Genomic DNA, 22,033 nt, shown 5'->3' on the forward strand with positions numbered 1-22,033 from the left:
CGGTGGCCGACACACCCAAGTCACAAGCGTTTTCGTCCGGGGCGACCGCACTCCGGGTAATGACCGCCTATACCGCGACCGTGACGGTTCGGCTGAAACACGGGGTGCTCGACCCCGAGGCCGAGACGACCCAGCGCGCCCTCGAACGACTGGGCTTCGAGTTGGAGGACCTGCGCTCTGCCGACCAGTTCGAGGTCGACCTGGACGCCGCCGACGCCGACGCGGCCGCCGAGCGCGCCGACGAGATGGCCGAACGCCTGCTCGCGAACCCGACCATCCACGACTACGAGGTCGAAGTTCAGGAACGATGACCTCACTCGCTCCCGCTCGCGTCCGACGGACGCTCACCTCCCGTTCCCTGGTCACCCTCGCCACCAGGAGGTGGCTCGCGTGACAGTCGCCGTCATCCGCTTCGGCGGGTCGAACTGTGACCGCGACGCCGTCGCCGCGCTCGCCGAACTCGACGTCGACGCGGAACTCGTCTGGCACGAGGACGGCCTGCCCGAGGACACCACGGGCATCATGCTCCCCGGGGGCTTCTCCTACGGGGACTACCTCCGGGCCGGCGCGATGGCCGCCCGCTCGCCGATCATGAACGAGGTGCGCGAGGCCGCCGACGAGGGCGTTCCCGTCCTCGGCGTCTGCAACGGCGCCCAGATCGGCTCCGAGTCGGACCTCACGCCCGGCGCGTTCACCACCAACGAGAGCGCGCGCTTCCAGTGTGAACACGTCTACCTCCGCGTCGAGAACGCGGACACGCCCTGGACCGACGCCTACGAGGAAGGCGAAGTCATCCAGTTGCCCATCGCCCACGGCGAGGGCCGCTTCGAGATCAGCGACGACAAGCTGGACGAGCTGGAGGCCGAAGACCGCGTGCTCTTCCGGTACTGCGACGCCGAGGGGAACGTCGACGACGACGCCAATCCCAACGGCTCGAAACACAACGTCGCGGGCGTGCTCGGTGAGCACGACTCCGTGGCCGTGCTGATGCCCCACCCCGAGCGTGCAGCGCTCCCGGACATCGGTCCGACCGACGGGCAGGGCGTGCTGACTGGTTTCGCGGAGTAAGACCCTCAGACGGGGCAAAATACGTTCGTTCGGTCTCGTCGTGTGAGAACCGACCCAGGACTGAAATCTCCTGAGCACCTAACTGTTAGCATGGCGACGACCGACGACGCAGACGACACGGGTGAGACCGAGCGGGTCTGGCTGGTCGAACGCACCTACGGGGACGACGAGCAGAACATGATCATTCTCACGTACGCGACGCCGGACGGCCGGCGCGACTTCCGGAAGGAGCGCGCGCTGCCGAGTTTCACCGGCCCCGACCGGGCGACGCCGGTCTCGATAACGGTCGAGGATTCGAACCTCGGCACCGTCGACGACGAGGAAACGCGAGAGCGGTACGCGAACGAGGTCGAACGGATGGCCGAGAAACACGACCCCGACGCGACGCTCTGAACCCGCCCGCGCCACGTGCTGCCAGCACACTTATCCATCGGCTGTTCGACATCTGACGTGGTGACCAACTGGTGTCGAACATCGTACTCACTGCCGTCCTGTTGCTCGTCGGACTCGCGCTCACCGTCGGCGGCGTGTTCATCTACCGAACCGGACTGAAACTGTTCGGATTCCTGCTTGGCGGCGGCGCCGGCTTCTTCGCGGCCAGCGCCGCGAGCGTCGGGCCGATCCCGACCGTCGCCGGCATCCTCCTGCTGGGATTCGTCGGGCTCGTGATCGCACAGAAGATCTACGTGCTCATGCTCCTCGTCCCCGGTGCGGCGACCGGGCTCGGCGCTGCGCTGACGCTGACGGGCACGTCGATGTCCCCCGTCACGAACCTCGCCGATCCGGTGATCCTGGCTGGGCCAGTCATCGGGGCCGTCGTAGCGGTGCTCCTCCAGAAAGTCGTCGTGGTGTTCGTCAGCGCCGCCTGGGGCGCGTACCTGACGTGGGCCGCACTGGCGACCGATGCCATCGTCGCGTCGCTGACCAGCCTCTCGGTCCCGACGCCGCCGACGTGGGCGAACGCCCTGTTCGGCGTCGGCGTCGTCGTCCAGATTCTCACCTGGGCCGTCACGCGCCGCTACGACGACGGGGAACTGAAAGCGAAAGTGAAGGGCCTGTTCGGTCGCATCTCGGGCGGCGGGTCACGTCCCGAGCGCGGCGTGTGATCTATCGCGCGAGCGGCTGATTGTACCCGGTTTCTCGTTCTCTGACGACGTCCCAGGTCAGTTCACACTCGCAGGACACCTGCTCGAACACCGATGGGTCCTGCCGGAGGTCGAAGTCCTTGATCGCCGTCTGGACTTTGTCGTCGCACTCCCCGCAGTTGTGCGCGCCGCGGTCGCTGCCGTGGCCGACGGGATCGGAGACGACGATGGCGTCAACGTCGGCGGTCGACTCCAGTACCTCGGCGACCGACCAGAGCCACGGCGGTCGGTAGCCCCCGTCGTGGTACAGGTCTTCGACCATCGTGTGGCGCTGGACGTTCGTGGGGTTCATCGACACCGTGTGGCAGGCCTCCACGTCGGCGCACCGCCGCACGGAGCGTTTCATGTCTGCGATGGCCTCCGGCTCCGAGAGGAACGGGGGCTTCATCAGCAGATACGCCTTGATGCCGCCACCGGCCTCCTGGGCGTGTTCGGCCGCGCGCTCGAACTCCGAGAACTCGAAGTACTTGTTGACGCAGTCCCGACGGACGCGGTCCGTCGCGGTTTCGAGGCCGATCGCGACGTCGGTCTCCAGGCCGTGCTGGGTGAAGTCCTCGATCTTCTCCAGCTCGACGAAGTCCGGCAGCGACTCGACGACGATGCGATCGCGGTCGGCGAACTCAGAAGCGATCGCCCTTCGAGTTTCGGCGGGGACCTCGCGTTCGTCGAGGAACGAGCCGGAGGTGTATATCTTGATGAGGCCGGACTGGTCCTCCGCATTCTCGGCTTCGTGCTCCAGACAGACGTCGATCTGTGCCATGAGGTCTTCGTGGGAGACCGACCCGCCCTCGACTGACTCGGCGACGTAGCCACACATCGTGCAGCCCCCGGCGCGGGCCCACCGGCAGCCGCCGGTGTTCAGGATGATGGTCAGCGACTGGTAGACGCCGTCGGGCGTGTTGTCCTCGTCGATCCAGACCCGCGTGGGTTCCCGCGGGTCGTAGGTCTCGTCCTTCCGGGAGCGGATCTCCCGCATCGCCTTGTTGTGGGCGTCCATCCCCTTCCCCTGCTCGTAGACGTCGGGGCTCGGCTTGCTCATTACCCCTCGCTATCGGCCCGAACGGTAAAGGCTCACCGTCACGGCTGCCGGCTGGACACACCCAGCCCCGGTCACCAGACCACGAGAGCCCAGTCCCCTATCTCTGGCATCCGTTCGTTCCAGCACTGTCGACGCCCCGGCCCATATTCGAACCCAGTTCAATTTTAAACTCCATTATTGTATGCAAAAGGGCTTTATACAATATAATTAAACTAGGGGCCGTCCGAGTGGTCGATCACTCGGGACAGGAGAGATAGATGGCAAAGTCAGCACACACGGAGACAGCGACGGACAGAGACCCGGAATCGGCGCTGGAAACCGCACGCCACCAGTTAGAGCGCGCGGCGGCACACGTCGACGTCGACGAGGGCGTCATCGAGCGCTTGAAACATCCCACGAAGGTGCTCAGCGGATCGATTCCGCTGGAGCGCGACGACGGGACCGTCGAGGTGTTCACGGGCTATCGCGCACAGCACGACGACGTGCGGGGCCCGTACAAGGGCGGTCTCCGCTACCATCCGGACGTGACCGAAGACGAGTGCGTCGGGCTGGCGATGTGGATGACCTGGAAGTGCGCGGTGATGGACCTCCCCTTCGGCGGTGCGAAGGGCGGCATCGTCGCCGACCCCAAGGAACTGAGCGAGGACGAGCGCGAGCGACTCACCCGCCGGTTCGCCGAGGAGATGCGCGACTTCGTCGGGCCGACCAAGGACATCCCGGCGCCGGACATGGGGACGGACGCCCAGACGATGGCCTGGTTCATGGACGCCTACAGCATGCAGGAAGGCGAGACGGTGCCCGGAGTCGTCACGGGCAAGCCACCGCTCATCGGCGGAAGCTACGGCCGCGCGGAGGCGCCGGGTCGGAGCGTCGCCATCGTCGCACGCGAGGCGGCCAGCTACTACGACATGGACCTCGACGACGTGACCGTCGCCGTGCAGGGCTTCGGGAGCGTCGGGGCCAACGCGGCACGCCTGCTCGACGAGTGGGGCGCGACGGTCGTGGCGGTCAGCGACGTGAACGGCGGGGTCTACGACCCCGAGGGACTGGCGACCGAGGAGATCAACGCACACGAGGAACAGCCGGGAGCCGTGACCGACGTGGAGGGAGCACGACAGGTCACGAACGCCGAGTTGCTGGAGCTCGACGTGGACGTCCTCGTGCCGGCGGCGGTCGGGAACGTACTGACCGAGGCCAACGCCGACGCCGTGCAGGCCGACATCGTCGTCGAGGGAGCCAACGGACCGACGACGACGGCGGCCGACCGCATCTTCGCCGAGCGTGACGTGGCAGTGATCCCGGACATCATCGCGAACGCCGGCGGCGTCACCGTGAGCTACTTCGAGTGGCTCCAGGACATCAACCGCCGTCAGTGGACGGTCGAACGCGTGCGGGAGGAACTGGAGGAGGAGATGCTCTCGGCGTGGGCCGACGTCCGCCGCGAGTACGAGGCGCGGGACGTGACCTGGCGCGACGCGGCGTACATCGTCGCGCTCTCACGCGTCGCCGAGGCCAAGAGCACGCGCGGGCTCTGGCCGTGACCGCACGCGAATAACGGTTATCGAACGTCGTCCCAGTCGTCGGAATTGCCCTCGTGGAGTTCGCCTCTGGCGTGCTGTTTTCGCGGCCAGATCGTGATGACGATCATGAGTCCGTAGAACACGCAGAGCGCTCCGACCACGACGACGCCCGGAATGTAGGCGATGCCGGCGGCGGCGAGCCACGTCTGTTCGCCGGGTGTAAACGCCGTGATCCGGAAGAGCCACGCGACGAGCAACACGCAGAGCAAGGCGAGGTACACGCGACGGAGCCGGTTCGAGAGCGCTTCGCGAAACGAGATTTTCGTCGTCGGCGTGCGGAAGTCCTCGCTGAGTGCGACGCGCCAGTCGTGGTCTTCGACCTCGCGCGTCGGGTCGAGCGCGTTCGCGAACAGGTTCTCCTGCAGCATCCGGACCCGCGTCCGATACACGTCGTAGTGCTGGTACCGCCGCGCCTCGATGCCGAGGAAGGTCGCGACGGCACCGACCCCGATCAGGAGGATGTAGTGTGGGTTGTCGGTGTTCGAGAACGCCCACGTCAAGATAGCTGCCATCAACGTCACCGTCCACTTGGTCGTCTCGTCGAGCCGCTGGCGCCACGTCGTGACGCGCGACATCTCGCCCCGGTAGAAGTGGGCCATCACCGATCCGAGCCCCGTGTTCTCGTCGACCATCTCCCGGCCGATCTCCCGCTGTTCCGGGGCGGTCGGGTCGATGTCGTCGCGGTTTGACTCGCTCATTCGTGAGACACTCACTAGCGTAAGGGGCCAGCGCTCGATAAGCGTCGTCCCTCGTCTCGCGCACGCCACACGAATAGCACAGAACAGGTCGGCAGCGGAATCGGTCGAGCGGTCGCAGAACGTCAGACGCCGAACGTGGTCAGTCGCCGTCGAAGGTGTGAGCCTCGACGTGCGAACTACCACTGGAGAGGCGCGACTGGACCACCAGGCCGACGCCCAGCAGGACCCACAGGAGGACGATGCCCCACTCGAAGGGCCACTGGAGCGCCGAGGGCGCGCCCGGCAGGTACATCCCGGTGAACCCGAGCGTGAGCGCGAGCGCCAGGACGCCGACGGCCTTCCCGGCCGGGAGCTTCAGCGGTCGGTCCATCTCGGGTTCGCGGACGCGCAGGACGAGGAAGGAGATGACGACCATCACCCACGCGACGACGATTCCCAGCCCGCCTGCGTTGACGATCCAGATGAGCATCTGTTCGCCGAACAGCGGCGCGAACACCGACAGGCCGCCGATGAGCGCGAGCGCTCGCGACGGGGTGTCGGTCTCGGGGTTGACGGTCGCGAGCGTCTCCGGCAGCATGCCGGACTCGGCCAGCGCGTAGATGGCGCGGCTGCCGCCGAGCAAAAAGGAGTTCCAGCTGGTGAGGATGCCGGCGATGCCCGCCAGCGCCATGATCTTCCCGATAGCGGCGCTACTGAACAGCGCCTCCATGGCGGCGGCCGCGGGCAGCGGACTCTCGACCAGCACTGACCCCGGCAGCGCTCGCCCGGAGGCCCAGATGACGAGGATGTAGAACAGCGCGGCGACCGACACGGACGCGACGATCAACAGGCCGAGCGTCCGTTCGGAGACGTCGGCTTCACCGGCTGCCTGGGGGATGACGTCGAACCCGACGAACATGAACGGCGTCATGATGGCGACGGTGAGCACGCCAGCCATCCCGGAGTCGGCGAACGGCGGCGTCGACGTCGAGTGGCCGTTGGCCACCGCACCGATGGCCAGCGTGATGCCCGCGAGGCCGATGACCACCGTCAGGATCGTCTGGAACTGCGCGGCCGGCTGGACGCCCTTGTAGTTCAGGTACGTCATGACGATCGCGCCGACGCCGCCGACGAGAACCCACGTCCCGTAGACGGTCTGGCCGGCGACCGTCCAGAGCGGGAGCGCGTTGAACCCCGGTACGACGTACGCGAGCGACGACGGGAACGCGACGACCTCGAAGACGACGACGCCGACGTACCCCAAGATCAGCGACCAGGTACAGATGAACGAGCCGATCGGTCCCAGTGCACGCATGCTGTAGACGTGTTCGCCGCCGACGAACGGCATCGCCGAGGCGAGCTCGCCGTAGATCAGCCCGACGACGGCGACCATGAACGCACCGAGGATGAACGCCAGGACCGACCCGGTGACGCCACCCTGGTCGATCCAATACCCCGACTGGATGATCCATCCCCACCCGACCATGGCTCCGAACGCCAATACGAACACGTCGCGCTTGGAGAGAACGCGCGAGAACTTTCCGTCCGTTTGTGTGTCATCCATATGCAGTCGTTTTCAGACAGATGTATATATCTTACTGAGTTCAGGAATTAAGCTATTATTTGAACTTAATCCAACAGTAGGCGCAATAGTCAGACATAGTTGATTATAATTGAGGCAAGTTACGCTAGCAACATCTCGTAACGAACGGGACGCAAAAGCTCGCTCGGTCGCCAGGGGAGAGGGTGTCAGCCGTCCAGGACGACGTTCTGGAGGGCAGCGTCGCCGTCGCGGAGCGCCCGGACGTTCGACGCGACGACGTCGGCCAGGCGCGGCCAGTGTTGCGGCGTGTGTCCGCCGGTGTGTGGCGTCACGAGGGCGTTGTCGAGGCCCCAGAGCGGATGGTCGGCCGGGAGCGGCTCGGGGTCGGTGACGTCGACCGCTGCACCGCGGATACCGTTCGTCCGCAGCGCCGCGACCAGCGCGTCCGTGTCCACGACGCCACCGCGGGCGACGTTGACGACGACGGCCGAGGGCTCCAGCGTTGCGAGCGCCTCGGCGTCGATGAGGTGTCGCGTCAGGTCCGTCAGCGGACACGCGAGCACCAGGTAGTCCGTTCGCGCGAGCGCGTCGTGGACGGCGTCGTACCCCAGTACCTCGTCGGTCGGTCCGCCCTTCTCGGGGGAGTGACGGACGCCGACGGTGTCGACGTCGAAGCCGGCGAGGCGGTCGACGACGGCCGTGCCGATCGACCCGAGGCCGACGACGGTGACCGTCGAGTCCTTGAGTTCCGTCGACTGGACGTGTTGCCAGACGCCACGGGTGTTGCGCTCCCAGCTCACGTGGAGTCGACGGGCGAACGTGAGCAGGTACCCCAGGACCTGTTCGGCGATCCCCGGCGCGTGGATGCCGCTGGCGTTGGTCACCGTCACGCCCCGGTCGGCGAGCGCGTCGCGCGGCAGGTGGTCGGTCCCGGCGAACGTACAGGCGAACAGTTCCAGGGCCGCGGCGCGGTCCAGCAGGTCGCGGTCGATGGCGTTGCCGGTCACGACCGTCGCGTGGCGGACGAGGTCGCGTTCGGCAGCGGGCGTCGACGCACGCGCGACCGTCCACGCCGGGAGTCGGTCGGCGAGTTCGTCGGCGTACGCGCGCGTCGAGAGCCCCTCGGTGCCCTCGCGCAACACGAGGACGTCGGGCGAGTCGGCCATTCAGTCCCCGGCGACGACGGGTTCTTCCGGAACCGTGCCGTCGTCCCGCCAGCCGCGGATGTCGTAGTACTCGTCGAGTGCGTCCTCGAAGCCGGGGAGCTCGTATGGGAGGCGGTCGTCGCCGCGGTCGAAGCCGCGCTGGTTGTTGAAGTGGCGTTCGAGGGTGACGACCTCGGCGCCGATCGACAGCAGCTCGCCGATGTCCCGCCCGAACAGGCCCTCCAGCCGGTCGTGGGTCATGAAGTCACGCGAGAACCGGCAGATGATGCCACAGTCCTCCAGGGCACGCTGGTTCTCCTGCTGGACGAGCAGTTCGGGTTTGCCGTCCAGTCCGTCGCGGCTGACGGCGTCCTCGTCTGAGACGAGCGGGTACTCGTAGGAGTAGATCACCGAGAACATGTGGTCCGCGCCGCGGTTGGCCGTGGCGTAGGAGAGCCCCTGGCCGTTGAGCGTGCGGCCGTCGTGGGCGGGGAACTCCATGCCCTTGACGGTCCAGTTTTTCACGCCGAGTTCGTCGTGGAACCGGTCGATTCCTTCCGCGAGCAGGTCGCCCTCCTCTTCGCGGTGGGCGATCTTCTCGACCAGGTCCTCGATGAGGTCCGTGTTCCCGAACTCGTCGTTGGCTGCGAGGTACGCCGACACCACGTCGCCGGCGCTGATCGTGTCGAGGCCGTAGCGGTCGCACTGCTCGTTCGAGCGCATCACGTCGACCACGTCGTCGACGCCCGCGTTCGAGCCGAACGCCATCACCGTCTCGTACTCCGGACCTTCGGTTTCGATGCCGGCGTCCTCGTCTTTCGTCGGGAGCTTGCACGCGAACGCGCAGGCCGAACAGGTTCCCTTCTTGTACTTCTTCTCCTCGACGGCGTCGCCGCCGATCGCGCCGGCGCTCTCGAAGGACGTCTCCTCGAAGTAGTAGCTCGGCAGCGCCTCGATCTCGTTGGCGTACTCCGTGACGCTGGTGGTCCCCTGGCGCTTCATGATGTGGTCTTCCGTCGCGGCTTCGCGGTGAACGTCCATTTGCAACGGCGGGATCTCGATCTCGGGTGCGGAGTCGCCGCTGAACGTGATCGCCTTGACGTTTTTCGCACCCATGACGGCGCCGAGGCCGCCGCGACCGAACGCGCGCGTCTCCGAGGTCATAATGCAGGCGAAACGGACCTCGTTCTCGCCGGCCGGCCCGATGACCGCCGTGTTGTCCACGTCGATCTCCGGCCGCTCGGTGAGCGCGGCGACGGTCTCGGGCACCTCTGCGCCTTCCAGTTCCGGGACCGGTTCGAACTCGACGCCGTCGTCCGTAACGTGGACGGCGACTAACTCGTCGCTCGCACCGTGGAACTCGACGGCGCCGTAGCCCGTCGCGGCGAGGTTGCGCGAGAGGAACCCGCCGGCGTTCGAGGAGAGCAAGCCGTCGGTCAGCGGCGAGACGCCGGTGCAGTTCGTCCGGCCGGTGAAACTCATGGTCGACGCCTGCATCGGCCCGGTGGTGAAATACAGGCGGTTCTCCGGCGAGAGGGGGTCGACGTCGAACGGGATCCGCTCGTGGGCGAGTTTGGTGGCTACGCCCCGGCCCCCGATGAACGACTCGAGGACGCCGTCGATGGACTCGGTGTCTGTTCGCTGGGCGGTCAGATCTATCGACAGAAGGTCGCCCACAGTGTGCAGCATTACGCAGGGTATGAGAGTGCTGGATATTAAATCCACGCCATCAGTAGAACTAAATCCGACTTTTAGCTCGATACTGAAACATCATCCGAAGCCAGTGACTGCCGGGGAGCGGCGTTCGTTTGCCACCCGAACCGCCGGTTTGCTGCGGGAGATGTTCAGTAATATGGCCATATATCGTACTCAATACAAAGATTTAGTATCTAGTAGAATTGTGTTCTACCATGGCTGTAGAACAGGCGTTCGACGAGCTCCACTTCGCACAGGAGCCGAGTGTCGAAACGGCGATTCCCGGACCGGAGTCGAAGAAACTCCTCGAGCGACAGCGCGAGATCGACAGCAGCGCCGTCGCCTACCCGAAGGCCGTCCCCATCGCCATCGACGAGGCGAAGGGTGCGACGATCCGCGACGCCGACGGGAACACCTTCCTCGACTTCTTCGCCGGCATCGGCGTCCTGAACGTGGGCCACTCGAACCCCTACGTGCTGGAGGCAGTCCAGGAGCAGACCGAGAAGGTCACTCACACCATCGACTTCCCGACCGAAGCACGGCTCGACCTGATCGACGCGCTCAACGACATCGCGCCGGGAGCGCTCCCGGACAACAACCGCGTCGTCTTCGGCGGCCCGACCGGCAGTGACGCCATCGAGGCCACCATCAAACTCGCCAAGTACAACACGGGCGGCGACGGCCTCATCGCCTTCCGCGGCGCGTATCACGGCGGCAGCGCCGGCGCGCTCAGCCTCACGGCTGGCAAGAAGTACAAGGAGGACTACGCGCCGATGCTCCCGAACGTCCACCACGTGCCGTATCCCTACGCGCACAAACAGGGACTGGACCCCCAGGAAGCCAAGGACCGCGCCCTCGAGAACGTCCGAGAACTCCTCGAAGACCCCTACAGCGGGTTCGCGAACCCGGCGGGGATCTGGGTCGAGCCGATCCAGGGCGAGGGTGGCATCGTCACCCCGCCGGAGGGCTTCCTCCCCGGTCTGAAGGAGATCGCCGAGAACAACGACATCCCGCTGATCGTCGACGAGATCCAGACCGGCTTCGGCCGGACCGGCGAGTGGTTCGCGAGTGACCACTACGACGTGACGCCCGACGCCATGCCGATGGCGAAAGCGATCGGCGGCATCGGGCTCCCGCTCTCGGGGACGATGTACCACGAGGACCTGGACACGTGGGAGGCCGGCGGCCACGTCGGCACCTACCGCGGCAACGCCCCGGCGATGGTCGCCGGCGTCCGCGCCATCGAGTACATCCGGGACAACGACCTGCTCGCGCACTCGCGCGAGGTCGGCAGCTACATCCGCGACCGCCTGCGTGAGTCCGCTGGCGTCAACGACCGTCTCGTCGACGTCCGCGGAAAAGGGCAGTTCACCGGTGCCGAGTTCGCCGACGGCGAGGACCAGACCGGCAAGGAACTCGTCAAGGAAATCCGCCAGGACTGCTACGAGCAGGGCGTGCTCGTCTGGTCGGCCGGCCGCCGCGGCAACGTGCTCCGCCTGATCCCGCCGCTCGTTCTCACCCAGGAGCAGGCCGCCGCAGGGATGGATATCATCTGCGAGTCCATCGAACAGCACGCGCCCTGACCGTCGTCACGTCCCCGCCTCACCGCGGTGTAGACATCCCGACCAGCATACATTTATATGCCCCCACTATCATTGGACAGTATTCAGAAGTCGCCCATGGACGAGAAAGACATTCGGATTCTGACCACCATCGCCAGAGACGGCACAGCGAGTCCGGATAAGATCGAAGACGCGACCGGTATCCCGAAATCGACGGTGCACTACCGGCTCAACCAACTTCGCGAGTCCGGCGTCATCAAAAACGACCTCTACGACATCGATCTGGACAAGGTCGGCCTCTCGATCACGCTCATCTCGGAGATCTGGGCGGAGTTCGAGGAGGGCTATCACGACACCGTCGGCGAGAAACTCGCCGCCGTCGAGGGGGTCAACCAGGTATACTTCACCATGGGCGACACGGACTTCGTCGCCATCGCCCACGTCGCCAACCGCGAGATGGTCGAGGAGCTCGTCGAAGACTACGAAGCCATCGAAGAGATCGAACGCACCTCCTCGAAGTTCGTCATCACCACAGTCAAAGACGAACAGAACCCGCTCAACGACTTCGAGGTCGAGACGCTCGTCGACGCGCTGGCAGAATGAGAAAAACGCGCTTCTCTCGAATCTGATCCGAACCGCCCCGGTCAGATGATGTCGTTCTCGTCCAGTTCGTCGATCGTGCCGTAGTCGTACCCGAACTCACGGAGGACTTCTTCGGTGTGCTCGCCGAGCAGCGGCGGGTGGCGGTCGATGGCAGTGGGCGTCCGCGAGAAGTGCATCGGACTGCCCGCCATCTCGACGGTCCCGATGGTCGGGTGGTCGACTTCCTGGTGCATGTTCCGGGCCTGGACCTGGGGGTTCTCGAAGACGTCCTCCATGTCGCGGACGCGGCTGGCCGGGACGCCGGCCTCCTCCATCCGTGCGACGGCCTCGGCGGTCGAATACTGTGCGAACTCCTCGTCGAGAATCCGATCGAGTTCCGACCGGTTCTCGACGCGATCGGCGTTGACCGCGAAGCGCTCATCGTCGATGAGGTCCTCGCGGTCGAGGCCCCGGCAGAACTTCGGCCAGAGGTTCTCGGAGGCCGTCGCGACGACGACGTAGCCGTCGCTGGTCTCGAACGCCTGGTACGGCGCGATGGTGGGGTGTTTGCTCCCCATGCGCCCCGGCGGGTCGTCGGTCGCGAAGTAGTACGACGCCATGTAGGTCATCCAGGCGACCTGGCCGTCGAGCAGGCTGACGTCGATCTTCTGGCCGGTGCCGTCGCCGAACTCGCGGTAGAACAGCGCCGCGAGGATGGCCTGGGTGGCGTACATGCCGGCACCGATGTCGGCGATGGCGACGCCCACCCTGACGGGCGGCCCGTCTTCCTCGCCGGTGATGCTCATCAGCCCGCCTTCGGCCTGCATCATGATGTCGTAGGCCGGGCGGTCCTTGTGCGGGCCCCACTCGCCGTAGCCCGACAGCGAGCAGTAGACCAGTTCCGGGTTCTCCTCGCTGAGGGTCTCGTAGTCGAGGTTCCAGTCTTCCATCTTCCCGACGCGGAAGTTCTCGACGAGGACGTCGGCCTCGCTGGCGAGGTCGCGGAACACGTCGCGACCCTCCTCGCTGGCGAGGTTCAGCGTCAGCGAACGCTTGTTGCGGTTGACGCTGACGTAGTAGGCGCTCTCGTCGCCGTAGGTCGGCGGGTGCCAGCCGCGGGTCTGGTCGCCGCCGTCGGGGCGTTCGATCTTGATGACCTCCGCGCCGAGATCGCCCAGTTGCATCGTACAGAACGGCCCGACGAGGACGCGCGAGGCGTCGAGGACGGTCAGTCCGTCGAGGGGCTGTTCGTCGCTGTCTGGGGTTTGTGCTTCGCCGGTCATGGATTACTCGAAGGCCGCGATGCCGGTGAGGTCCTGGCCGAGGATGAGCGAGTGGATGTCGTGGGTCCCCTCGTAGGTGTACACCGTCTCCAGGTTGGCCATGTGGCGCATCGGCGAGTAGTCGGCCGTGATGCCGTTGCCGCCGAGCATGCCGCGGGACGTCCGGGCGATGTCGCGAGCGACGTCGACGTTGTTGCGCTTTGCCATCGAGACGTGCTGGGGACGGAGGTCACCGCGCTCTTTGAGGTCGGCGAGTCGGTGGACGAGCAGCTGGCCGAGCGTGAACTGGGTCGCCATCTCCGCGAGTTTGCCCTGCTGGAGCTGGAAGCGAGCGATGGGCCCGCCGAACTGGTCGCGGTCCTTCGAGTACTGGCGAGCCTCCTCGAAGGCGTCGCGGGCTGCACCGAGCGCGCCCCAGGCGATGCCGTAGCGCGCCTGCGTGAGACAGGACAGCGGGCCTTTCATGCCTTCGACGCCCGGGAGAACGTTCTCCTCGGGGACGCGGACGTCGTTGAGTCCGATCTCGCCGGTGATCGACGCGCGGAGCGAGAGTTTCTCGTCGAGCTTGTTGGTGGTGACGCCGTCGCGGTCGGTCTCGACGAGGAACCCTCGCACGGGGTTGTCCTCGGCCGACCGGTCACGGCCCCAGACGACGGCGACGTCGCTGATGGGGGAGTTCGTGATCCAGGTCTTCGCGCCGTTGAGAACGTACTCGTCGCCGTCTCTCTCGGCGTGGGTCTCCATCGCGGAGGGGTTCGAGCCGTGTTCCGGTTCGGTCAGCCCGAAACAGCCGACGGCCTCGCCGGTCCCGAGTTTGGGCAGCCACTCGTCTTTCTGTTCCTCGCTGCCGTAGGCGTGGATCGGGTACATCACGAGCGCGCCCTGGACCGAGGCCATCGAACGCAGGCCCGAGTCGCCGGCTTCCAGTTCCTGCATCAGGAGACCGTAGGCCTTCTCGCTGACGTTGGGCAGCCCGTAGCCCTCCAGATTGGGCGCGTAAAAGCCCATCTCGCCCATCTCCGGGATGAGCTCTTTCGGGAACGTTCCCTCGATGTAGTGTTCGGCGATGTCCGGCTTGACCTCGTTTTCGACGAAGTCGCGAGCGCTCTGCTGGATGAGCCGCTCTTCGTCCGACAGGTCCGCCTCGAGTTGCACGTAGTCGAGCATTGAGTTGGACAAAAGACTCCAGTAACAATAGTTTTTCGGAGGTGATCCATATTTTCAAAATAATCTCGTATACAGTCCAAATATTTCGAACAGTCCCCCGCGAGGACGGAGAGTGTAGAATCTCACCCGTGGTGGTCGAGCCGCCCGCCGCTATACGACTGTCCAACTTACCCCCCTATTTTCATAATTAAGGAGATACTGGAGCGGTCACAAAAATCGTTTGTAGTCCTATATTGGCATCAAATGCTGAATAGAGTCCAAATTTACAAAAGTATTATATAGAGAGATGCAAAAGAGACTGGCAGACATGCGAGATAACAACATGAACACAACAGATAGAAGACAGTTCGTGAAAGCAGCGGGGCTGGCGAGCACCCTGGGCGTGGCCGGCGTGGCCGGCTGTATGGGGGGCGGGTCGGACCGTGGCGGAGACAAGTTCAAGTTCGGTGTCGTGACGTCGCTCTCGGGCGACCTGCGATTCGGCGGTGAGGTCACCCGGCGCGGGTACGACCTCTGGAAGAAGACGGTCAACGAGAACGGTGGCATCGAGATCGACGGCAGCAAGTACGAAGTCGAACTCTCCTACGCGGACGCGAAGTCGGACCCGAGTACCGGTGCCGACGCGGCCTCGAACATGATTTCAAACGAGAGCGTCGACGCCGTCCTGGGTCCGTACTCCAGCAACGTGACGCTGGCGGTGTCTCCGATCATGGAGAAAAACCAGACGCCGCACATCACCGGCAGCGCCGAGTCACCGCGCATCTGGGAAGAGCAGTACAAGCACACGTTCGGGACCGTCCCGACGGTGACGCTCATCGCGCGGCAGGCCGCAGAGGAGATCCTGTCACTCGACCCCGCCGCCGAGTCCGTCTACGTCAGCGGTGTCAACGGACCGTTCTCGAAGGCGACGGCGAGTGCGATGCGGAACGCGGCCCAGAACAAAGACGTCGAGGTGCTGGCCTACGACCTGAACCCGTCCGACACCGACTGGACGAGCGTGGTCAGCAGCGCGAAGGACGCGGACCCGGACCTGCACTTCCACGGTGGTCACATCGGCAGCCACGTGAGCCTCCTGAAGGCAGCAGACCAGCTGAACTACGATCCGAACGGCTTCTTCTGCCACTACGGTGTGAACACGTCCAGCTTCAAGGACGGCCTCGGCGCGAACGCCGCGGGGACGTTCGGTGCGACGGTGTGGCTGCCGGGCGTCGAGCGCACGGGCGGCAAACTGTTCGGCTCCGCCGCGGACTACGCCGAAGCGTCACAGGCCGAGTTCGGCGAGGCCCCGGACTACACGCAGGCCGGCTCCAGTGCTGCGGGTATCGTCTACCAGCAGGCGCTCGAAGAGCTGGGCGCGGCCCCGCCGCTCTCGGACTCCCAGAAGAGCAAGCTCGTCAGCATCATCGAGGACATCGAGGTCAAGACGTTCTACGGGGACGTCTCGTTCGACAAGGAGGGCGACTTCTACCACAACAACACGTCCACCAGCCCGCTGCCGATCCAGTTGCAGGACGAGAACGAGGCAGTGGTCGTCGGATCGTCGGCGTCGGCGTCCGAGGCTGACTACCCAGTCGGGAAGTGAGCGAGGATGGTCAGCACAGATCTCCTCGCACAGTCGATCGTGAACGGCCTGCTGCTCGGTGGCATCTACGTCACCGTCGGCGTGGGCTTCGCGCTCGTGTTCGGCGTCCTGGAGATCATCGACTTCGCCGTCGGTGAGTACGTGATGTTGGGCGCGTTCATGGGCGCCATCGTCGCGCCGATGGTCGGCGGCGAGGGACTGCTCGTCGTTCCCCTCGCGTTCATCGCCTTCTTCCTCGTGGGCATGGTCATCCAGCCGTTCCTGCACCACGTCACGACCGGCGACCGACCGATGCCGCTGTTGATGGGGCTCGTGTTCACGTTCGGCCTCGCGATCTTCATGCGCGGGTCGGTGTTGACGATCTTCGGCCCGAACACGCGGGCCGTGCCGACGAAGACGCTGGAGGGCGGCATCGACGTCACGGGCATCGGGACCTTCCCGGAAGTCCGCGTCGTCACCGCCGTCGTCGGCGTGCTCGCACTCGTCGGGTTCATGTACTACCTCTACCGGACGACCGGCGGGACGGCCATCCGGGCCATCGCCGAGGACCGCGACATCGCCCGCCTGATGGGCGTGAACATCAACCGCTACCAGTCCATCGCCTACGGCGTCTACGCCGGCCTGACGGCGACGGGCGGGGTGTTCATCGGCCTCATCTACTCCGCCGGCCCCGGCATGGGGCTGCAGTACACCGCGTTCGCGTTCTTCATGATCGTGCTCGCGGGCCTGGGCTACCTGCCCGGCATCATCGTCAGCGGACTCGTCCTCGGACTCGCACAGTCACTGACGGCCATCTACATCGGCGGCGATCTGGTGTTTTTCGTCCTGTTCGGGATGATCTACCTGCTCCTGCTGGTCCGGCCCGAGGGACTGCTCGGCAAAGGGGAGGTGGCGTGACGTGGGCGCAGAAAACGACCTGACGGTCCGCGACCGCCTCCAGGGCCTGCTCGACCGTGACGACTCCCACCTCTGGCTGTTCGGCATCGGAACGGTCGTCCTCGCACTCCTGCCGCTCGCGCTCAACACCTTCTGGACGCGCATCGCGCTGGGCGTCCTGCTGTGGGTCGGCCTGGCCCAGTCCTGGAACATGATCGGCGGCTACGCCGGCTACCTGGACTTCGGCCACGGCGCGTACTTCGGCGTGGGCGCGTTCGTCACCGGCATCGCCATGGCAGAACTTGAACTGCCGTTCATCGCCGGGCTCGTAATAGCGGGCGCCTTCTGTGCGGTGTTGGCATACGCGGTCGGCGTTCCGACGCTCCGACTCTCCGGGGCGTACTTCGCCATCGCGACGTGGGCGTTCGCCGAAGCGATGAAAGAGCTCGCGCTCATCGTCGAGATCACCGGCGGCACGTACGGGATGACCATTCCGACGGGGGCCGACTCCTCGGGCATCCCGTTCGTCGGCTGGCCCGACGAGATGTTCTTCTACTACCTGATGATGGCGCTGACGCTCGGCACTATCGTGCTGGCGTACTGGCTCTTCGAGCACAGCGAGTTCGGCTTCCGGGTGAAAGCCATCCGGGACCACGAGGACGCCGCCCAGTCGCTGGGCATCAACGCCACGAAGATCAAGCGCCGCGTGTACGTCCTCTCGTGTGTCATCGCCGCGCTGTTCGGCGGAGCGAACGCGTACTACATCACGTTCATCCACCCGAACGACGTGCTCGCGCCGATCATCACCGACCAGATGATCATCATGGCGCTGCTGGGCGGCCTCGGGACCATCGGCGGTCCCATCATCGGCGGCGTGTTGATCTTCCTGCTCAACCGCATGAGCTCGCTGTTCCTCGGGAGCACGACGCTCTACCTGCCGCTGATCGGTCTGCTCATCATGGTGATCGTCCTGTTCGCACCGAGCGGCGTCGTCGGCATCCTCCGCGGCGAAGTCGGCCGCGAGGACGTCAAACGCAACCTGCGCGAACTCGGGGAGAAGTTCAACATCTTATAGCCATGTCCGAGACACTACTCCAGACCGACGGCCTCACGAAGACGTTCGGGGCACTGACTGCGAACGACGACATCACGCTCAGCGTCGACCGCGGAGAGATCCGCGGCATCATCGGTCCGAACGGCAGCGGGAAGACGACGTTTTTCAACTCGCTGACGGGCTTCTACACGCCCGACGGCGGGACGATTACCTTCGAGGGCACCGACATCACCGGCTGGGAACCCCACAAGATCGCCCGCCAGGGAGTCGGCCGCACGTTCCAGATCGCCGCGCCGTTCGAGAACATGACCGTCCGGCAGAACATGCTGGCGGTCCAGACGCCGAAAGACGTCGACGAACACGAGCGTGCACAGGAAATCCTCGAGTTCCTCGAGATCGACCACATCGCCGACGACGACGCCAGCGGGATGAGCGGCGGGCAGAAGAAACTGCTCGGACTCGGTCGAGTGCTGATGCTCGACCCGGCGTGTATCCTGCTGGACGAGCCGACGGCCGGCGTCAACCCGGCGCTGGCCGACCGCATCCTCGATCACCTGCGGGAACTCAACGACCAGGGGACGACGTTCATGATCATCGAACACGACATGGACGTCCTCAAACAGATCGTCGACACCGTCTCCGTGCTCGATCAGGGCAAGCACATCGTCCAGGGCACCTTCGACGAGGTCAGTACGGACGACCGCGTCCGCGAGGCGTACCTCGGCTCGGCCGACGACGAGGAGGTACCGATATGAGCGGCCAACAGCAGACCCGATCCGATCCGCCGGTCCTCCGCGCGGAGGGCATCGTCACGGGTTACGGCGACCACGAGGTCATCCACGACGTCACCATTCAGTCCCACGAAGGGATCACGTGCCTGTTCGGGCCGAACGGCAGCGGGAAGTCGACGCTGCTGAAGACCCTCAACGGCATCGTCCCCATCTGGGACGGGACGATTACGTACGGCGACGTCGACCTCTCGAACGCAAAGCCCGACGAGATCGTCAAGGAGGGCATCGCGACGGTGCCCCAGGGCGGCGGCGTCTTCGGGACGCTCACCGTCGAAGAGAACCTCCGCGTCGGCGGCTTCACCGTCTCCGACCAGGACGCGTACGCCCGTCGCCGCGAGGAAGTCCTCGACGCGTTCCCGGCGCTCGAAGACAAACTGGGCGACCGGGCGGACTCGCTGTCCGGCGGGCAGCAGATGATGGTGAGCCTCGGCCGGGCGATGATGACCGGCGCGGACACCTTCCTGCTCGACGAACCCAGCGCCGGTCTCTCGCCCGCGCTGGTCGAGGACGCCTTCGAACTCGTCGAGCGACTCGTCGATCGCGGCGCACGCGTCATCCTCATCGAGCAGAACGTGAAGGCCGCGCTGCGGCTGGCCGATCACGTCAACATCCTCGTCGCGGGCGAACTCGCCTTCGACGGCTCGCCGGACGAGCTCTCCGACGAGAGCGAACTGATGGAAGTGTACCTCGGACTCTAGTCCGATCGAATCCTCTTTTCCCACGGCAGGGCCGACCGACGCGACAGCACCCAGAGGACGACGCCGGCCAGCAGCGCGCCGAGCACGTTCGCCAGCATGTCCAGCAGATCGAACGACCGGAGCGGGAGGAACGACTGGACGACTTCCAGGCCCGCGCCGTAGGCGCTGGCGACGACGACCGCGACCACGAGCAGTCTGGGCGTGACCGTCCACAGCGCGTAGACGACGAGCACGACGAACGCTGCGTAGGTAGCGGCGTGAAGCCACTTGTCCGCGCCGACGAGTCCGAACGGGCCAGCGGGGGAGATCCCGCTCGACGGCGGCGGCACGACGGACCCGCCGAAGACGATGACCGCATACAGGACGGCCGGACCAGTGCGGCCGGGCCAGGCCGTGAGTGAGCGCCAGGGCGATTGCACGTGCGACACTCGGCCGCTCATCCTCAAGACCCCTCGGGTTCTACGACTGCGGTTTCGCGTAACTACATCTGGTTACCACCAACTGGCAACGACTAACATGTTACAAGCCGTAATTAATTACGGTACGTTAACTCATGACAACACTCGGTGGGTTCCACGACACGGTCGCTCGGGTAGACCTGAGCGCGGGCGACGTACAGTACGAGGGCATCGACGAGGCGGACGCCCGGAAATATATCGGTGCCCGCGGCCTGGGCGTCAAGTACGTGTTCGACCAGGGGCCGGACGTCGATCCGCTGGGACCGGACAACCTCTTGGCGTTCATGAACGGACCGCTCACCGGAACGCAAGTGACGATGAGCGGGCGCATCGCCGTCTGTACGAAGTCGCCGCTGACGGGCACCGTCACTGATTCCCACCACGGCGGCTGGTCCGGCGCCCGGCTGAAGTGGGCGGGCTTCGACGGCCTCCTGTTCGAGGGACAGGCCGACGAGCCAGTGTACGCCTACGTCGAAGACGGCGAGGTCGAACTCCGTGACGCCTCGCACCTCTGGGGCAAGGGCGTCCACGAGACGCGCGACACCCTGGAAGAAGAGGTCGACGGCCAGTACGGCAAGAACCTCTCGATGATGGCCATCGGTCAGGGCGGCGAGAACGAGGTGAAGTACGCCTGCATCATCAACGAGGACGACCGCGCCTCGGGTCGCGGCGGCACGGGCTGCGTGATGGGCAACAAGAACCTGAAAGCCGTCGTCGTCAAGTCCACGACGGACATGCCCCAGCCCGCCGACCAGGAGACGTTCAAGAAAGGCCACAAACAGGCGATGCAGGTCATTCAGGAGTCCGACGTCACCGCCCCGAACGAGGGCGGTCTCTCGCTGTACGGGACGAACGTCCTGATGAACCTCACCGAAGAGATGGACGGCCTGCCCACCAAAAACGGGCGCTACTCCTCGACGGAATCGATGTCCGACGCGGAGGGCGACGGCGAGCGCATTATCGACTCGGAGAAGGTCTCCGGGGAGAACGTCCGCGAGAACATCCTCGTGGACGAACCCACCTGTCACTCCTGCCCGGTCGCCTGCAAGAAGGAAGTCGAGGTGACGGCGATGCACAAGGGCGAGGAGATGAACGTCCGGATGGAGTCCTACGAGTACGAGTCCGCCTGGGCGCTCGGGCCGAACTCCGGCCACCACGACCGCGACCGCATCGCGGTGATGCTCGACCGCTGTAACGACCTGGGCATCGACACCATCGACACGGGCAACACCATCGCGATGGCCATGGAGATGATCGAGGAAGGCAAACTCGACTTCGAGGACACCATCGAGTGGGGCGACGCCGACGAGATGATCTCGCTCATCGAGCGCATCGCCCACCGCGACTCGGACCTCGCCGACCACCTCGCCGAAGGGCCGAACCACATGGCCGAAGAATTCGACGCCCACGAGAACTCGCTGGCGGTGAAGGGCCAGACGATGGCCGCCTACGACCCGCGCTGCATGAAGGGCATGGCCATCGGCTACGCCACCTCGAACCGGGGGGCCTGCCACCTGCGCGGCTACACCCCGTCCGCCGAGATTCTAGGCCTCCCGGAGAAAGTCGACCCCGGCGAGTGGGAGGGCAAAGGCGAGTTGTGCGCCCTCTTCCAGGACATGCACGCCATCAGCGACTCGTTCGACATCTGCAAGTTCAACGCCTTCGCCGAAGGCATCGAGGAGTACGTCCTCCAGTACAACGGCATGACCGGACTGGACGTGACCGAAGACGAACTCATGCAGGCCGGCGAGCGCGTGTACAATCTGGAGCGCTACTACAACAACCTCGCCGGCTTCGACGGCGACGACGACACGCTCCCGGACCGGTTCATCGAGGGCCACGAGAACGCGATCCCTGCCCAGGGCGCCAGCGAGGGACAACTGGCCGAACTAGACAAGCTGAAAGGCGAGTACTACGCGGTCCGCGGCTGGGTCGACGGCGTCGTCCCCGACGAGAAACTCGACGAACTGGACATCGAGATCGGTCCCGGGACCGGCGTCTCCAGCGGCGACGCGGCCGCGCCGAGCGACGACTAACCACCTTTTTCTTCGTCGGGTGGCCTCGCGCTGCTCGGCCACCTCTCCTCGA

General features: G+C 65.4%; 21 protein-coding genes. 13 read left to right on the forward strand and 8 right to left on the reverse strand.

What is annotated here, in order from left to right; genetic code table 11:
• Window positions 1-59: 59 nt before the first annotated feature.
• From purS to ACFR9U_RS02490, 4 genes are all read left to right on the forward strand, one after another.
• The gene (purS, locus tag ACFR9U_RS02475; protein ID WP_247377034.1) at window positions 60-311 is read left to right on the forward strand and encodes a phosphoribosylformylglycinamidine synthase subunit PurS; all 252 of its coding nucleotides are present in this window, start codon (window positions 60-62) and stop codon (window positions 309-311) included.
• Window positions 312-390: 79 nt separating this feature from the next.
• On the forward strand, window positions 391-1,068 hold the full coding sequence (gene purQ / locus ACFR9U_RS02480; RefSeq protein WP_247377032.1) for a phosphoribosylformylglycinamidine synthase I: 678 nt from the start codon (window positions 391-393) through the stop codon (window positions 1,066-1,068).
• A 90-nt stretch (window positions 1,069-1,158) separates the two neighbouring features.
• On the forward strand, window positions 1,159-1,461 hold the full coding sequence (locus ACFR9U_RS02485; protein ID WP_247377030.1) for a DUF7967 family protein: 303 nt from the start codon (window positions 1,159-1,161) through the stop codon (window positions 1,459-1,461).
• 71 nt (window positions 1,462-1,532) lie between these two features.
• Window positions 1,533-2,174, forward strand: coding sequence for a hypothetical protein (locus ACFR9U_RS02490; RefSeq protein ID WP_247377028.1), 642 nt, complete (start codon window positions 1,533-1,535; stop codon window positions 2,172-2,174).
• Window position 2,175: 1 nt separating this feature from the next.
• Here the strand turns inward: ACFR9U_RS02490 and ACFR9U_RS02495 are convergent, their stop codons facing one another.
• Window positions 2,176-3,252, reverse strand: a complete 1,077-nt coding sequence (locus ACFR9U_RS02495; protein ID WP_247377026.1) for an archaeosine biosynthesis radical SAM protein RaSEA — start codon at window positions 3,250-3,252, stop codon at window positions 2,176-2,178.
• A 257-nt stretch (window positions 3,253-3,509) separates the two neighbouring features.
• Here ACFR9U_RS02495 and gdhB point away from each other — a divergent pair, with 257 nt between their 5' ends.
• A complete protein-coding gene (gene gdhB, locus ACFR9U_RS02500) occupies window positions 3,510-4,793 on the forward strand; it encodes a glutamate dehydrogenase GdhB (protein ID WP_247377023.1) in 1,284 nt (427 codons plus the stop codon).
• Window positions 4,794-4,810: 17 nt separating this feature from the next.
• On the opposite strand, the gene ACFR9U_RS02505 is transcribed toward gdhB, so the two are convergent.
• From ACFR9U_RS02505 to ACFR9U_RS02520, 4 genes are all read right to left on the reverse strand, one after another.
• Window positions 4,811-5,530, reverse strand: a complete 720-nt coding sequence (locus tag ACFR9U_RS02505; protein WP_247377021.1) for a DUF2270 domain-containing protein — start codon at window positions 5,528-5,530, stop codon at window positions 4,811-4,813.
• A 139-nt stretch (window positions 5,531-5,669) separates the two neighbouring features.
• Entirely contained in the window at window positions 5,670-7,073 is a 1,404-nt protein-coding gene (locus ACFR9U_RS02510; RefSeq protein WP_247377019.1) for an APC family permease, read from the reverse strand.
• A gap of 185 nt (window positions 7,074-7,258) precedes the next feature.
• Window positions 7,259-8,218 (reverse strand): D-2-hydroxyacid dehydrogenase, encoded by a 960-nt coding sequence (locus ACFR9U_RS02515; RefSeq protein WP_247377016.1) that lies wholly within the window; start codon window positions 8,216-8,218, stop codon window positions 7,259-7,261.
• Entirely contained in the window at window positions 8,219-9,886 is a 1,668-nt protein-coding gene (locus tag ACFR9U_RS02520) for an aldehyde ferredoxin oxidoreductase family protein (protein ID WP_247377014.1), read from the reverse strand.
• A gap of 221 nt (window positions 9,887-10,107) precedes the next feature.
• Here ACFR9U_RS02520 and ACFR9U_RS02525 point away from each other — a divergent pair, with 221 nt between their 5' ends.
• A complete protein-coding gene (locus tag ACFR9U_RS02525) occupies window positions 10,108-11,475 on the forward strand; it encodes an aspartate aminotransferase family protein (protein WP_247377012.1) in 1,368 nt (455 codons plus the stop codon).
• A 96-nt stretch (window positions 11,476-11,571) separates the two neighbouring features.
• A complete protein-coding gene (locus ACFR9U_RS02530) occupies window positions 11,572-12,057 on the forward strand; it encodes an Lrp/AsnC family transcriptional regulator (protein WP_247377010.1) in 486 nt (161 codons plus the stop codon).
• A 41-nt stretch (window positions 12,058-12,098) separates the two neighbouring features.
• Here the strand turns inward: ACFR9U_RS02530 and ACFR9U_RS02535 are convergent, their stop codons facing one another.
• Both ACFR9U_RS02535 and ACFR9U_RS02540 read right to left on the reverse strand, forming a co-directional pair.
• Window positions 12,099-13,319 (reverse strand): CaiB/BaiF CoA transferase family protein, encoded by a 1,221-nt coding sequence (locus ACFR9U_RS02535; RefSeq protein ID WP_247377008.1) that lies wholly within the window; start codon window positions 13,317-13,319, stop codon window positions 12,099-12,101.
• A 3-nt stretch (window positions 13,320-13,322) separates the two neighbouring features.
• The gene (locus ACFR9U_RS02540; RefSeq protein WP_247377005.1) at window positions 13,323-14,486 is read right to left on the reverse strand and encodes an acyl-CoA dehydrogenase family protein; all 1,164 of its coding nucleotides are present in this window, start codon (window positions 14,484-14,486) and stop codon (window positions 13,323-13,325) included.
• A 322-nt stretch (window positions 14,487-14,808) separates the two neighbouring features.
• Between ACFR9U_RS02540 and ACFR9U_RS02545 the strand changes: the two genes are divergently transcribed.
• Genes ACFR9U_RS02545 through ACFR9U_RS02565 form a run of 5 tightly spaced genes read left to right on the forward strand, consistent with a single transcriptional unit; the run spans window position 14,809 to window position 19,487 of the window.
• Window positions 14,809-16,068, forward strand: coding sequence for an amino acid ABC transporter substrate-binding protein (locus tag ACFR9U_RS02545; protein ID WP_379813704.1), 1,260 nt, complete (start codon window positions 14,809-14,811; stop codon window positions 16,066-16,068).
• A 6-nt stretch (window positions 16,069-16,074) separates the two neighbouring features.
• A complete protein-coding gene (locus ACFR9U_RS02550; protein WP_247377001.1) occupies window positions 16,075-16,965 on the forward strand; it encodes a branched-chain amino acid ABC transporter permease in 891 nt (296 codons plus the stop codon).
• Window position 16,966: 1 nt separating this feature from the next.
• Window positions 16,967-18,019, forward strand: a complete 1,053-nt coding sequence (locus ACFR9U_RS02555; RefSeq protein ID WP_247376999.1) for a branched-chain amino acid ABC transporter permease — start codon at window positions 16,967-16,969, stop codon at window positions 18,017-18,019.
• A gap of 2 nt (window positions 18,020-18,021) precedes the next feature.
• A complete protein-coding gene (locus ACFR9U_RS02560) occupies window positions 18,022-18,753 on the forward strand; it encodes an ABC transporter ATP-binding protein (RefSeq protein ID WP_247376997.1) in 732 nt (243 codons plus the stop codon).
• Window positions 18,750-19,487 carry an ABC transporter ATP-binding protein gene (locus ACFR9U_RS02565; RefSeq protein WP_247376995.1) on the forward strand — a complete coding sequence of 246 codons (738 nt, stop codon included), beginning with the start codon at window positions 18,750-18,752 and terminating at the stop codon, window positions 19,485-19,487. The genes ACFR9U_RS02560 and ACFR9U_RS02565 overlap by 4 nt, the downstream gene beginning before the upstream one ends.
• On the opposite strand, the gene ACFR9U_RS02570 is transcribed toward ACFR9U_RS02565, so the two are convergent.
• Entirely contained in the window at window positions 19,484-19,906 is a 423-nt protein-coding gene (locus ACFR9U_RS02570; protein ID WP_379813707.1) for a VanZ family protein, read from the reverse strand. The two genes, ACFR9U_RS02565 and ACFR9U_RS02570, sit on opposite strands and share 4 nt — an antisense overlap.
• Window positions 19,907-20,040: 134 nt before the next feature.
• On the opposite strand from ACFR9U_RS02570, the gene ACFR9U_RS02575 reads away from it, so the two are divergent.
• Complete coding sequence (locus ACFR9U_RS02575) at window positions 20,041-21,981, forward strand: aldehyde ferredoxin oxidoreductase family protein (RefSeq protein ID WP_247376992.1); 1,941 nt, start codon at window positions 20,041-20,043, stop codon at window positions 21,979-21,981.
• Window positions 21,982-22,033 lie beyond the last annotated feature (52 nt).

This window comes from Halorientalis brevis (genome assembly GCF_042678165.1).
Taxonomy (GTDB): domain Archaea; phylum Halobacteriota; class Halobacteria; order Halobacteriales; family Haloarculaceae; genus Halorientalis; species Halorientalis brevis.

Coding starts and splice junctions, on each gene's coding strand:
- ACFR9U_RS02550 (WP_247377001.1), top strand. CDS start 16,075: ATGGTCAGCACAGATCTCCTCGCACAGTCGATCGTGAACGGCCTGCTG.
- ACFR9U_RS02530 (WP_247377010.1), top strand. CDS start 11,572: ATGGACGAGAAAGACATTCGGATTCTGACCACCATCGCCAGAGACGGC.
- gdhB (WP_247377023.1), top strand. CDS start 3,510: ATGGCAAAGTCAGCACACACGGAGACAGCGACGGACAGAGACCCGGAA.
- ACFR9U_RS02505 (WP_247377021.1), bottom strand. CDS start 5,530: ATGAGCGAGTCAAACCGCGACGACATCGACCCGACCGCCCCGGAACAG.
- ACFR9U_RS02575 (WP_247376992.1), top strand. CDS start 20,041: ATGACAACACTCGGTGGGTTCCACGACACGGTCGCTCGGGTAGACCTG.
- ACFR9U_RS02510 (WP_247377019.1), bottom strand. CDS start 7,073: ATGGATGACACACAAACGGACGGAAAGTTCTCGCGCGTTCTCTCCAAG.
- ACFR9U_RS02560 (WP_247376997.1), top strand. CDS start 18,022: ATGTCCGAGACACTACTCCAGACCGACGGCCTCACGAAGACGTTCGGG.
- ACFR9U_RS02520 (WP_247377014.1), bottom strand. CDS start 9,886: ATGCTGCACACTGTGGGCGACCTTCTGTCGATAGATCTGACCGCCCAG.
- ACFR9U_RS02485 (WP_247377030.1), top strand. CDS start 1,159: ATGGCGACGACCGACGACGCAGACGACACGGGTGAGACCGAGCGGGTC.
- ACFR9U_RS02495 (WP_247377026.1), bottom strand. CDS start 3,252: ATGAGCAAGCCGAGCCCCGACGTCTACGAGCAGGGGAAGGGGATGGAC.
- ACFR9U_RS02540 (WP_247377005.1), bottom strand. CDS start 14,486: ATGCTCGACTACGTGCAACTCGAGGCGGACCTGTCGGACGAAGAGCGG.
- ACFR9U_RS02525 (WP_247377012.1), top strand. CDS start 10,108: ATGGCTGTAGAACAGGCGTTCGACGAGCTCCACTTCGCACAGGAGCCG.
- ACFR9U_RS02515 (WP_247377016.1), bottom strand. CDS start 8,218: ATGGCCGACTCGCCCGACGTCCTCGTGTTGCGCGAGGGCACCGAGGGG.
- purS (WP_247377034.1), top strand. CDS start 60: ATGACCGCCTATACCGCGACCGTGACGGTTCGGCTGAAACACGGGGTG.
- ACFR9U_RS02545 (WP_379813704.1), top strand. CDS start 14,809: ATGAACACAACAGATAGAAGACAGTTCGTGAAAGCAGCGGGGCTGGCG.
- ACFR9U_RS02535 (WP_247377008.1), bottom strand. CDS start 13,319: ATGACCGGCGAAGCACAAACCCCAGACAGCGACGAACAGCCCCTCGAC.
- ACFR9U_RS02565 (WP_247376995.1), top strand. CDS start 18,750: ATGAGCGGCCAACAGCAGACCCGATCCGATCCGCCGGTCCTCCGCGCG.